This window comes from Kouleothrix sp. (assembly GCF_046328425.1).
In the GTDB taxonomy this organism is placed as follows: Bacteria; Chloroflexota; Chloroflexia; order Chloroflexales; family Roseiflexaceae; genus Kouleothrix.
In genome coordinates this window covers 13564-26205 of sequence record NZ_JAXLWP010000035.1, presented here as the reverse complement: position 1 = coordinate 26205, position 12642 = coordinate 13564, and the positions used below count along the sequence as shown (strand labels likewise).

General features: G+C 70.6%; 9 protein-coding genes. 7 read left to right on the top strand and 2 right to left on the bottom strand.

Annotated elements, in window-relative coordinates:
* Positions 1–9: 9 nt before the first annotated feature.
* A complete protein-coding gene (locus tag U0177_RS25260; RefSeq protein WP_409573445.1) occupies positions 10–1404 on the bottom strand; it encodes an MBL fold metallo-hydrolase in 1395 nt (464 codons plus the stop codon).
* A 214-nt stretch (positions 1405–1618) separates the two neighbouring features.
* Between U0177_RS25260 and U0177_RS25255 the strand changes: the two genes are divergently transcribed.
* The 7 genes from U0177_RS25255 to U0177_RS25225 all read left to right on the top strand — a co-directional run bounded on the left by U0177_RS25255 (position 1619) and on the right by U0177_RS25225 (position 12012).
* Positions 1619–5467, top strand: a complete 3849-nt coding sequence (locus tag U0177_RS25255; protein ID WP_409573444.1) for a LuxR C-terminal-related transcriptional regulator — start codon at positions 1619–1621, stop codon at positions 5465–5467.
* A 166-nt stretch (positions 5468–5633) separates the two neighbouring features.
* Complete coding sequence (locus U0177_RS25250; RefSeq protein WP_409573443.1) at positions 5634–7244, top strand: efflux RND transporter periplasmic adaptor subunit; 1611 nt, start codon at positions 5634–5636, stop codon at positions 7242–7244.
* Positions 7245–7253: 9 nt separating this feature from the next.
* Positions 7254–8354, top strand: a complete 1101-nt coding sequence (locus tag U0177_RS25245; RefSeq protein WP_409573442.1) for an ABC transporter permease — start codon at positions 7254–7256, stop codon at positions 8352–8354.
* Between the two features lie 13 nt (positions 8355–8367).
* Complete coding sequence (locus U0177_RS25240; protein WP_409573441.1) at positions 8368–9498, top strand: ABC transporter permease; 1131 nt, start codon at positions 8368–8370, stop codon at positions 9496–9498.
* A gap of 33 nt (positions 9499–9531) precedes the next feature.
* Entirely contained in the window at positions 9532–10530 is a 999-nt protein-coding gene (locus U0177_RS25235) for an ABC transporter ATP-binding protein (protein WP_409573440.1), read from the top strand.
* Positions 10527–11510 carry an ATP-binding cassette domain-containing protein gene (locus tag U0177_RS25230; RefSeq protein ID WP_409573439.1) on the top strand — a complete coding sequence of 328 codons (984 nt, stop codon included), beginning with the start codon at positions 10527–10529 and terminating at the stop codon, positions 11508–11510. The genes U0177_RS25235 and U0177_RS25230 overlap by 4 nt, the downstream gene beginning before the upstream one ends.
* Before the next feature lie 76 nt (positions 11511–11586).
* Positions 11587–12012 (top strand): hypothetical protein, encoded by a 426-nt coding sequence (locus U0177_RS25225; RefSeq protein WP_409573438.1) that lies wholly within the window; start codon positions 11587–11589, stop codon positions 12010–12012.
* 17 nt (positions 12013–12029) lie between these two features.
* On the opposite strand, the gene U0177_RS25220 is transcribed toward U0177_RS25225, so the two are convergent.
* On the bottom strand, positions 12030–12419 hold the full coding sequence (locus tag U0177_RS25220; RefSeq protein WP_409573437.1) for a response regulator: 390 nt from the start codon (positions 12417–12419) through the stop codon (positions 12030–12032).
* Between the last annotated feature and the right edge of the window lie 223 nt (positions 12420–12642).

The following is a 12642-nucleotide window of genomic DNA, read 5'->3' as shown; positions in this document are numbered from 1 at the left end:
CGCGCTCTTCTACCCCGGCTTTGCTACAACCAGCGTGTAGACGCAGGTTGTGCTGGCGTCGGGCGCGGTGACGGCGATTTCGAAGGTGGTGCGCGGCCCCACCAGCGGCGCCTGGTAGCCCGCCCCCGACGTCGCCGGCACGCCGTTCACCAGCAGGCTGTGGTAGCGGCTCGACATAACGGTCGCGACGATCGTGGCGGATGTGGCGGCCGCGTCGGCCTCGGCCGTATAGGCCAGCTGGCTGGGATGGAAGCCAGGCTGCAGGGCGGCGTGGCGCAGCTGAAGATTGCTCAGCGCGGCGATCTGCTGGGGTGGCGCGCTCAGGCAGCGGCCCTTCGAGACATTGATCGCCGCCCAGTTCGGGTCGGTAAGCCGGTCGCCCACCACCACCTGCCAAGCGTCGGTCGGGCGCAGCGACGGCACCAGCACATCCTCGCCGTGGTCTACCAGCAGCTGCGCGGCCTGCTGCAGGTTGTCGAGGTAGGTCTCGCCGTAGATCGGCAGGTCGTTGTGGCCGCCGACGATCTGCTTGATCGCGCCGCCGACCTTTGCGCGGAACACCTGCAGCGCCGAAAGGAACTCGTCGATCGGCGACATGCCCGGCATCTGCATCCACAGCGAGTCGGTGATCGTCGGCCGGTTGCTGCCAACCGCGTCGCCGGCGATCAGCAGGCCGCTGGCCTCGTCGAGCAGCACGACGCAGCCGGGCGAGTGGCCGGGCACTTCATACACCGTGAAGCTGCGGTCGCCCAGGTCGAAGCGCGCGCCCTCGCGCAGATCCTCGATCTGCTCCAGGTCGATCTGGTAACCCATGTGCTCGACGAAGCGCTGCACCAGCGGCAGGTCGCGGTGGTTCATGTACACGTTATAGCGGTCTTGAAACTGGCCCATGGCCGCGATATGGTCGGGGTGGCCGTGGGTGATGACCACGTCCAGCGGCCGGCCGCCGAGCAAGGGCTCGACATACGCGCGCAGGTTGCCGGTGCCCAGGCCGGCGTCGATCAGCATGGCGCGCTCGCTGCCGAGCAGCAGGTACATCTTGGTGTCGTCGTAGTCGAGGATCATGTGCACGCCGGCGGCGATCTCCTGCGAGACATACGCGTCTTTCGCGCGGCGCTCGATCGTGTAGCTGAAGGTGGCCACGTCGCTCGCGCCCATCCCCGGCTTCAGCGCGAGCGCCTTGATCGTGTAGGCCGAGGTCGTGCCCAGGTCGCCGTCGTTGATCGCCTCGAGCACCGGCAGCTGGTACGGGTCGAAGGCCGGGCTGGCGGCTGTTGGGGTGCTGCCGTCGGTGGTGTAGTGGATGCTCGCGCCGGGCGTGGCGCACAGCAGCGTGACGCGCTGCGATACGGCGAAGACCCCCGGCGCGGGAAATGCGGTTGGCGTGGCGACAGTGGTGTGCATGGCTTGCTACTCCCTGATTGGCGGTATGCGTCGGCTGACCTCGGCGAGCGCTACAGCTCGCCGCTGGCGGTATGATACCGTATCTGCGAGGGCCTGCTGTATCGCGCCGGCCCTGCCCGCCCCATGGCCGCGAGTTGCGCTGCCGCCCTGGCGAGGCTATACTAGGCCGAGGTTGGGGAACCCGCGTTGGGGAACCGCACAAGGGTGAAGCGCGATGGCCGGATCTACGCCGATTGTGCGAGAAGATATGCTCAGCTGGGGCGCGGCCGGCGCCGAGCAGGCGATCGCCGTCGGCACGCCGGAGTGGTTCGCGTGGCTCGAGGTCGCGGCCAGCTTTGCCTACCAGGGCGCGGGCGGCAGCTTTACCGCGCGGAAAGAGGCGCGGCAGCGCGGCGGCTGGTACTGGAAAGCATACCGCAAGCTATCGGGCAAACTCCACCGCGTCTACCTGGGCAAGGCGGCCGAGCTGACGCCCGAGCGCCTAGCCGCCGCCGCCGCCACGCTGGCGGCCGCTGGTGCGCCCGAGGCGCGCGCCGATGGCAGGCAGCGCGCGCGCGCCGCCGACGAGCTGCCGGCGCCGTTTGCCGCCGCGCTGCGCTCGGCGCCGATGGCCGCTCAGCGCGGCGCGGCCCAGGCCGCCGGCTGGCCGCGCGGCACTGTCACCTTTCTGTTCACCGACATCGTCGACAGCACCCTGCTGTGGGAGCGCTACCCCCAGGTGATGCCGCAGGCGCTGGTGCACCACGACGCGCTTGTGCACTCGGCGATCGGCGCATACGGCGGCGTGGTGTTCAAGACGCTCGGCGACGCCGTGTGCGCGGCGTTTGTGCGCGCCCCCGACGCGCTGGCCGCAGCCTGCGCCATCCAGCAGTCGCTTGGCGCCGAAGATTGGCGGCGGTTTGGCCTGCCGCCCGAGCGCCCGCTGCGCGTTCGCATGGCCATCCACACCGGCATGGCCGATCCGCGCCACGGCGATTACGTAGGCCCGCCGCTCAACCGGGCTGCGCGCATTCTATCGGCTGGCCACGGCGGCCAGGTTCTGCTCTCGCTGGCGGCACGCGAGCTGGTGGCCGACGCGCTGCCCGAGGGCGTGAGCCTGCGCGACCTAGGCACCTACCAGCTCAGGGGCCTGCACGGCACCGGCGCCGGCCGGCCCGAGCGCCTGTTCCTGGCCGCCAGCGCCGGCGTGTTGGCGGATGTGCGGCCGCCGATCGCGCCAGCTGCCGCAGCCGAACGTGCGCCCACCGACGCGCGGCCGCTGCTGGCGACAAAGTTCGCCGCGCCGCGCCCAGGGCTGGCGCCGCGGCCGCGCCTGATCGCGCGGCTGAGCCAGGCGGCCGAGCACCTGCTCACGCTAATTGTGGCGCCGCCCGGCTTTGGCAAAACCACCCTGCTGGCCGACTGGCTCGCGGCGGCAAAACCGGCCAGACGGCCGCACGCGCGCGACGACGCGCCGATGCCGTTTGCCGCGCGGCCCTTCCGAGCGGCATGGCTCACGCTCGACGAGGCCGACAACGACCCGGTGCGCTTCTGGGCCTACCTGGTGGCGGCGCTTGAGCAGCAGTCGCCGGGGATTGGCGCCGACGCTGCCGCGCTGCTGCGCGCCCCGCAGGCCGTGCCGATCGACACTGTGCTCACCGTGCTGTCGAACGCAATCGCGGCCACGCCGGGCACGCTGGCGCTGGTGCTGGACGACTACCACGCCATAACCGCCGCGCCGATCCACCAGGCGCTCGCCACGCTGCTGGCCTACCTGCCGCCAAACTTTCACCTGGTGATCGCCAGCCGCGCCGACATCGCGCTTCCGCTGGCGCGGCTGCGCGCGCGCGGCGAGGTCGCCGAGATCCGCGCCGCCGACCTGCGCTGCACGCCCGACGAGGCCGCCGCGTTTCTGCGCCGGCTGCTGGGGCGCGACCTCGCGCGCGGCGATATTGCGACGCTGCTGGAGCGCACCGAGGGCTGGATGGCCGGCCTGCAGCTGGCCGCGCTCTCGATCCAGGGCGAAGCCGACGCCGCCGGCCTGATCGCGGCGATCCGCGGCGATAACCGCTATATCTGGGATTACCTTGTAGACGAAGTGCTCGAGCGCCAGCCGCCGGCGGTGCGCCAGTTTTTGCTGCGCACGTCGCTGCTCGAGCGGATGTGCGCCGAGCTATGCGACGCCGTGCTCGCGGCCGGCGATGCCCAGCCGGCGGCGCCGCACGCTTCCCAGCCTATGCTCGAGTGGCTGGAGTCGTCGAACCTGTTTGTGGTGCCGCTCGACGCCGAGCGGCGCTGGTATCGCTACCACCGGCTGTTCGCCGACGTGCTGCGCCTGCGGGTGCGCCAGCTCTACCCCGAGCTGGTCGCGCCGATCCACCGGCGCGCGGCCGCCTGGTACCGGCGCGGCGGCCTGACGGGCGAGGCGATCGAGCACGCGCTCGCCGCCCAGGATTGGGCCGAGGCCGCAGCAATCATTGAGGAAAGCGCCGAGGCGCTGCTGATGCGCGGCGAGGTCGAGACGTTCCTGGGCTGGGCCAGAATGCTGGCCGCCGACGCCCTGAGCGCGCGGCCGCGCCTCAGCCTGTTCTACGCGGCCGCGCTCGTCGTCATCGGGCAGATCGACGAGGCCGACGCATACCTGCGCGCCGCCGAGCAGGCGAGCGCGGCGGCCGATCCGCCAGGCGACGCGGCGCGCCCGTCGCCCGCCGAGCTGGCGACAGTCAAGGCGATCGTGGCGGCAGGGCGCGACGACTTCCCAACCGCGATCGGCAGCGCGCGGCTGGCGCTGGCCCAACTGCCGCAGGAGCGCGTGTTCTGGCGGCTCGCGGCGACCATGTGCCTGAGCACGTCGCACTGGATGCGCGGCGACCTGAACCAGCTGTTCCAGTCGACCGAGGACCAGCTGACGCTCAGCGGCGCCACCGGCAACACCCTGCTGTACGCCGCCGCCGAGCTGCAGATCGCCTACATCCGGATCATGCAGGGCAAGCTGCGCCTGGCGACCCAGACGTGCTGGCAGATGATCGAGCCGCCCGCCGAGCGCCTCGGCGCGCTGTCGCCGTTTGTCGGCTGGGCGACGCTGTGGCTCAGCGAAGTTTCGTACGAGTGGAACGACCTGGACGCGGCGGCCCGCTTCGCGCGTGATGGCATCGCCCAGAGCCAGCGCGTCGGCAACATCGAGCAGCAGGCGCTGAACTTGGCGGCGCTGGCGCTCGCGCTTCAGGCGCAGGGCGACGCCGACGGCGCGCGCGCGGCGATGGCCCTGGCCATCCAGCTCGCCCGGCCGCTCAAGCAGGTGGGCGAGCGCGCGCTGATCGCCAGATCGCAGGTCCGGCTGTGGCTGGCGCAGGGCGACCTGGCGCGGGCGGGCGCGTGGGCGCGCGATGGCGGGCTGCTGCTCGACTATGCGCCGGCCTACGTGCACCTGTGGCTGATACAGCAGCTGGCGCTGGCGCGGGTGTATGTGGCGCAGGGCGGCAGCGTGGCCGCCCAGGCTGCCGGGCTGCTGGAAAAGCTCCCGCACGACACCGAAGCGCACGGCCAGTACGGCCAGACGATCGAGGCGCACGCGCTGCTGGCGCTGGCGTACCAGGCGGCCGGCGATGCGGCCGGCGCGCGCGAGAGTTTATACCGCGCGCTGGCGCTGACCGCACCAGAGGGCCACATCCGCCTTTTCGTCGATCTGGGCGCGCCCATGCAGCAGCTGCTCGTCGAGTGCCGCGCGCGGCTGGCGCACCGGCCGCGCGACGAGGGCAGCCAGCTGGCTGGCGACGCGCTTCCCTATATCGATAAGGTGCTGGGCGCATTTGGCGGCGCGCGGCCAGGCGACGGGCGACGCATCGCCACCGGGCAGGCTTCGCACTTTGGGCCGCCTGCCAGCACGCCGCCTGAGGCGCTGAGCGCGCGCGAGCTTGAGGTGCTGCGGCTGATCGCCGCCGGCCAATCCAACCAGGCGATCGCGCGAACCCTGATCATCGCCGAGAGCACTGTCAAGATGCACCTCAAGAATATCTACGGCAAGCTTGGCGCGCATAGCCGCACCCAGGCGCTTGCCCGCGCGCGCACCCTCGGCCTGCTCTAGCCGCCGCACCGCGCCCTAAGTTCCCCAACATACCCCGCCCGGTTCCCGCACCCCCGCCGCGCTACCTCGCAAGCCTGCCCATTTGGAGATGGGCCTGGCGCCGCCAGCTCGCTAGACTTGGCCTGGCTGAATAGCGATGTTCGAGACAAACGAAAGAAGGCCGCCAATGAATATGCGAGTGCGCGGCGCCATCGTGCTGGCGCTGGGGGTGGCTCTGGCCGCCGGGGGGCTGTGGTGGTGGATTGGGCGGGCCGCGGCCTCGGGCGGCGCGGCGCTGAGCGGCTCGGGCACGATCGAGGCCGAGGATGTGGCGATCAGCAGCGAGGTGAGCGGGCGGATCAAGGCGCTGCTGGCGGACGAGGGTCACGAGGTTGCGGCCGGCGCGCCGCTGGTGGTGATCGACACCGCGCTGCTCGAGGTGCAGCTCGACCAGGCGCGCGCGGCGGTGGCGGTGGCCGAGGCTAATCTGGCGCAGCTGCAGGCCGGCCCGCGCGAGGAAGACGTGCTGGCCGCCGAAGCCCAGGCCGACCTGGCGCGCGCCCAGCGCGATGGCGCGGCCGCGGCGTACGCCAGCGCGCAAAAGATCCTCGCCAACCCGCAGGAGCTCGATACCCAAGTTGCGCAGGCGCGCGCGGCCCGCGACGCGGCCCAGCGCGCGCTCGACCAGGTGCGCGCCGGCAGCCGCGCCGAAGATATCGCGGCCGCCGATGCGGCGCTGGCGCAGGCCCAGATCAATGTGCAGGCCACGCGCGATGCCCTCTCGCTGGCCAAAACTCGCGCCGAGGCCCAGGCGCAGCAGGCCGCCGACGCGCTGACCCAGGCGCAGGCGGCGTATGCCGCCGCCGCGAGCAACTGGCACTACGCGCAAGACACCGGCGACGACCCGGTTCAGCCGAAGGTCTGCGCGGCCACCGGCTGCAAGCCCAACAAGCTCAGCGACGCCCAGCGCACCGGCTACTACGCGCAGTTTGTGCGCGCCGAGGCGGCAATGCACCAGGCCGAGAGCGCCGCTCAGCAGGCAGTGGCCGCCGCCGCGCAGGCGCGCCAGGCCGAGGTCGCCGGCATCCAGGCCGCCGAGGCGCAGGCCCAAGGCAGCGCGGCGGCGCGCGCCAAGCTGCTGAATGGGCCAACCCGCGAGGCGCTGGCAGCCGCCCAGACGGCGCTCGCCAACGCCCAGCGGATGCTCGACCTGGCGCAGCAGATCCGCCAGAACCCGCTCCAGCTCCAGGCCGCCGCCGAGGCCGCCAGGGCCCAGCTGGCGGCTGCCGAGGCGCAGCTCGCCCAGGCCGAGGCCCGGCGCGATCTGGTGAAGCATGGCGCGCGCCCCGAGCAGATCCAGGCGGCCGAGGCGCAGCTCGCCCAGGCGCGCGCCGCCCAGCGCCAGGTCGAGGTGCAGATCGGCAAGGCGACGCTGAGCGCGCCGCGCGCCGGCATTGTGCTGAGCCGGTCGCTGCACGAGGGCGAGCAGGCCAGCCCCGGCGCGGCGATCATGACGATTGGCGCGCTCGACAGCGTGCGGCTGACGCTCTACATTCCCGAGACGGACATCGGGCGCGTGCGCCAGGGCCAGCGCGTGCGCGTCTCGGTCGACAGCTTCCCCGGCCGCGTCTTCAGCGGCGCCGTGACGCTGATCGGCCAGGAGGCCCAGTTTACGCCGCGCAACGTGCAGACAAAAGACGCGCGCGCTGGCACCGTGTTCGCCGTGCGCGTCGAGCTGGGCAACCCCGACCACGCGCTCAAGCCAGGCATGCCGGCCGACGGCGTGATCGCCGAGTGAGGTGCTGTGATGCTAGGGCGTATTTGGGCGCTGGTGCAAAAAGAGTGCGTTCAGCTGGCGCGCGACCACCGCACGCTGATTGCCCTGCTGCTCGGCCCGGCGATCGAGCTGCTGCTGTTCGCCGCCGCCATCCATACCGATATCCGCCATATTCCGCTTGTGGTGGCCGACCAGAGCCTCAGCTCCGCGAGCCGCGCGTATCTGGCGGCCTTCACCGAGAGCCAGAGCTTCGATATCGTCGCGACGGTTGCGAGCCAGGCGGCCCTGCAGCGCGCGATCGACAGCGGCCAGGCCAGCATGGGCATCGCCATCCCGCCGGATTTCGCGGCGCAGCTCGCGCGCGGCCAGGCCAGCGTGCTGCTGCTGGTCGATGGCTCGACCTCGTTCATCTCGCAGTCGGCCGTCAACGCCGCGGCGGCGATCTCGCAGCAGTACGCCGTCGGCTTGCTGCGGCCGCAGGGCGGCGGCCCGCTCGCGGCGCACCTGCAGATACTGTACAACCCCGACCTGAAGGACACCTGGTTCATCGCGCCGGCGTTTATCGCTATGCTGCTGTACGCGCTTGCCGAGGCGCTGACTTCGCTGGCGATTGTGCGCGAGCGCGAGCGCGGCACGATCGAGGCGCTGCTGGTGACGCCGGTGCGGCCGTTCGAGCTGATGGTCGCCAAGACGATCCCGAGCCTGCTTGTGACTTTCGCCAGCGGGCTGCTGCTGGTGGCGGTCGGCACGCTGGGGCTGGGCGTGCCATTTCGCGGCAGCCTGCCGCTGTTTCTGGCGCTCTCGCTGATCGGTGCCGGCTGCGGCCTCGGCCTGGGGTTGATGATCTCGAGCGCAGCGCAGACACAGAACCAGGCCCAGCAGATGCACTCGATGATCATGATGGTCGGGCTGTTCGTCGGCGGGGTGTTTTTCCCCACCTACGCCCTGCCGCGCGCGCTGCACCTGCTGGGCCTGATCTTCCCGACCACGTATTTTATCCCGATCGTGCGCGGCATGGCGCTGAAGGGCGCGGGGATCGCCAGCCTGTGGCGCGAGGCGCTGGCGCTGCTGGCACTGTTCGGCGCCACGCTGCTTGTCGCCGCGCGCCTGTTTCGGCAAAGCCTCGACTGAAAGGAGAACCGCGATGCGCAAGCGCTTGCAGCGCCTGAGCGTGCTCATCCGCAAGGAGACGACCCAGCTTCTGCGCGACCGCCGCCTGCTGCTGTTCATCCTGGGCCTGCCGGTCATACAGCTGATCTTGTACGGCTACGCGGCGCACCTGACGGTGTACCACCTGCCGCTGGCGGTGGCCGACCAGAGCCGCGACGCCAGGAGCCGCGCGTTTGTCGCCGCGCTGGCCAACTCGCAGTTCTTCGACCCAACGCTGCAGCTCGAGAGCCAGGCGCAGATCGTCGAGGCGATCGACCGCGGGCAGGCGAAGGTCGGGCTGCTGATCCCGCCGGGCTTCGCGGCAGCTGCCGACCGCGGCGGCGCCAGCGTGCAGATCGTTCTCGACGGCTCCGACACCGCCAGCGTGCAGTCGGGGTACGGCGCCGCCGCGCTGGTGGCGCAGCAGTACGCGCTGCAGCTCACCGCCAGCCGTCTGGCGCGCGGCGGCACGGCTGGCAGCCTGCCGATCAACGCCGCGCCGCGGGTGCTGTACAACCCGGCGCTGATCGACATCTGGTTCATCTTGCCGGGGCTGGTCGGCCTGATCGTGCAGACGCTGGCGATCACCCAGGCGGCGCTGATCGTGGTGCGCGAGCGCGAGCTTGGCACGATCGAGCAGATCCTGATCACGCCCACGCGCCCGCTCGAGCTGATGCTGAGCAAGATCGTTCCGCTGCTGGCGCTGTGCCTGGTCGCGATGCTCAGCGTCGTCGCGATCGGCGTGTTCTGGTTTGGCGTGCCGTTCCACGGCAGCCTGTGGCTGTACTTCGGCCTGGCGCTGGTGTTCATCATCTCGAGCCTGGGGCTAGGGCTGCTGCTCTCGGCGCGGGCGTCGACGCAGGCCGAGGCGACGCAGTACGGCCTGATTTTCATGCTCGTGGGCATTCTGATGAGCGGGTTTATGTACCCGCCGAGCGCCATGCCGGCCGGGCTGCGCGCGCTGGGCGGCCTGTTCCCGGTGACCTACTTTATTCGGATCTCGCGCGCGATCTTTCTGAAGGGCGTGGGCTTGCGCTTTGTCTGGAGCGATGCCGCGATCCTGCTGCTCTATAGCCTGGTGGTGGTTGTGGCCGCCGCCCGCAGCTTCAAGCCGCGCTTAGATTAGCGCCGGGCGTGGCGTTATACGGAGGGTGCCGCCATGAGCGAGCTGGCGATCTCGGCCAGTGGGCTGACAAAACAATTCAACAGCGGCCGGGGCGCGGCCACCGCGGTCGATCGCCTGTCGCTGCAGGTTGCGCCAGGCGAGACGTACGGGCTGATCGGCCCCGACGGCGCCGGCAAGACTACCACGGCGCGGCTCATCCTGGGGCTGCTGAGCCGGACGGCCGGCGAGAGCAGCATCATGGGCTTCGACTCGCTGCGCGACGCCTACGCGATCCGCGAGCGCGTCGGCTATATCGCGCAGCAGAATGTGCTGCCGCCCGACCTGACGGTGATCGAGAACATGCGCTTTTTCGCCGGCATCCAGGGCCTGAGCCCCGCGCTGCAGAGCAGGCGCATCGCCGAGCTGCTGGCGTTCGCCGGGCTGAGCAATTTCACCAGCCGGCTGGCCGGGCGGCTCTCGGGCGGCATGAAGAAGAAGCTGGCGCTGGCGTGCAGCCTGGTTCACGCGCCCCGCGTGGTCGTGCTCGACGAGCCGACCCTCGGCGTCGACCCGGTGAGCCGCCGCGAGTTCTGGAGCCTGCTGGGCGATCTGCGCGCGGCCCAGGGGCTGACGATCTTTGTCTGCACGCCGTACATGGACGAAGCCGAGCGCTGCACGCAGGTCGGCCTGATCTACGGCGGCCGGCTGATCGCCAGCGGCTCGCCCGCCGCGATCAAGGCCATGGTGCCAGGGCAGCTGCTGGAATTTTCGCCCGCGCCGCTGGCCCGCGCGCTGGCGCGCTGCGCCGGGCTCGATGGCGTGCGCGAGGTGCAGACCTACGGCCTGAAGCTCCATGTTGTCGTCGACGACGCGGCGCGGCGGCGCGGCGAGGTCGCGGCCGCGCTGGACGCCGAGGGCATTGCGCACGACGAGATCCGCCGGGCCGACGTGGGCCTTGAGCAAGCGTTTATCAGCCTGATCCGCCGGCAGATCGGCAGGCGATCCGCCGTGCCAGCAGGGCGCGGCGAGAGCGCGCCGGGGGAGGGTGTATGATCAATCCAACGACACAGAGCCAGCCGCCAATCGTCGTCGAGCGCCTGACCAAGCGCTTTGGCGATTTCGTCGCGGTCGACGACGTCAGCTTCAGCGTTGGCGCGGGCGAGGTGTTCGGCTGGCTTGGCCCGAACGGCGCCGGCAAGACCACGACGATCCGTATGCTGCTTGGGCTGCTCAAGCCGACCTCCGGGCGCACTGCGGTGCTCGGGCTGGACTCGGCGACGCAGACCAAGGCCATGCACGCCCAGGTGGGCTACATGACCCAGCAGTTCACGTTGTATACTGACCTGACGGCCTGGCAGAACATCCGCTTCTACGGCGGGGTCTACGGCATGCCGGCGGCGCAGCTGCGCGCGCGCATCCCCGAGATCATCCGCATGGCCGGGCTGGAAGACCGCGCGCACGCGCTGACGAGCACGCTGTCGGGCGGCTGGAAGCAGCGGCTGGCGCTCGGCTGCGCGATCGTGCACCGGCCGAAGGTGGTGTTTCTCGACGAGCCCACCGCGGGCGTCGACCCGATCAGCCGGCGCGAGTTCTGGCAGCTGATCTACGCGATGGCGGCCGAGGGCGTGACGGTGCTGGTGACGACCCACTACATGGACGAGGCCGAGCTATGCCAGCGGATCGGTTTCATCAGCCAGGGGCGCCTCGTCGCGCTCGATACGCCCGAGCGGCTCAAGCAGACGCAGATGCGCGGCCAAGTGCTGGAGGTCGATGTTTCCAACCCCGAGCAGGCGCTGCGGGTACTGAAGGACGCGCAGCAGCGCGGCCAGCTGCCGCTCGAAGAGGTAGCGCTCTACGGCGCGCGCATCCACGCCGTGGTGCCCGACGCGCGGGCGTATAAAGCCGCGATCGGCGATCTGCTCGCGGCCGAGCAGCTTGAAGTTCGTGCGCTGGAATGGATCATGCCAACTTTGGAGGATGTGTTTATCGCATCGGTGCGCGGCCCACGCCCGCCCGATACCGCAGCCGCCTGAAGCACGCCCGCCTCGCGCGACGCGACCGAGCGCTGCTTGCCCAGGCGCTGCCCGAGTGTTCGCTGGAGGTACCCGCGTGAACCAGACTGCCCTGCTCGCCCTGCTCACCGCCGTGGTCGGAACAATTATCTACCACCTTGCGCAGCGCCAGGTTCTGCCCGACGCCAGCCCGGCGCTGGTGCTGTGCGTGGCCTACCTCGTCGGCGCGGCGATCTGCGGCGTGCTGATGCTGACGATCTTCCCGCTGCGCGGCGGCATCCGCGCGCAGCTTGGCGGCTCGGTCATTGGTATCGGCTTGGCCGTCGTGCTGATCGAGGCCGGCTTTCTGTGGATGTACCGCAGCGGCTGGACGCTGGCCACCGGCGCGCTGGTGGTCAACGTGCTCGCCACCATCGCGCTCGCCGCGATTGGGGCGATCGTCTTCGGCGAGCGGCTCAGCTGGACGATGGCGGCGGGCGCGCTGCTCTGCGTGGCCGGCCTTGCCGTGATGAGCTACCGCTGAGCGCGGGCTTTCGGCGATCAGGTTTCGGCGAGCAGCCTGCCGAGAACGGTGGTCAGCTCGCGGATGGCGAACGGCTTGGGCAGAAACCAGTTGGCGCCGGCCGCAAGCGCGTGCGATCCCGCCTCGATATTGCCCGACATCACCACGATGGGGAGGCGCGCGTCTTGGGCGCGCAGCGCGCGCACCAGCGCAATCCCGTCGATCGCCGGCATCTCGACATCGGTGATGATCAGGTCGGCGCCGCCGGCTTGGTAGGCGCTCAGCGCCTCCTGGCCGTTCTCGACCCCCAGCACCTTCGGGTCGCCGTAGGTACGCGAAACTACCGAACACAGTACGGCGCGGACGGCCGCATCATCGTCGGCAACAATGCAGTGGCGCAAGTTCAAGGCACCCTCCGAGGCGAGCATACAAGGCTCGCGACAGCATAGTATCGAGATTGTGGGAGCGAACAGGTAGAGTATAGCAGAAAAAAGCCAGGCCGTTGTAGCGCCCGCCGAACGGGGCGACGGGGCGCGGCGCACTTGCCGGCCGCTGGCAAGGCTACTCCTTCGCCGCCCCGGCGCGCGGCCCACCGACAAACATGCGGCGCATGCCCGCGAGAATGCGCTCGACGCTGTAGCCGCAGGTATG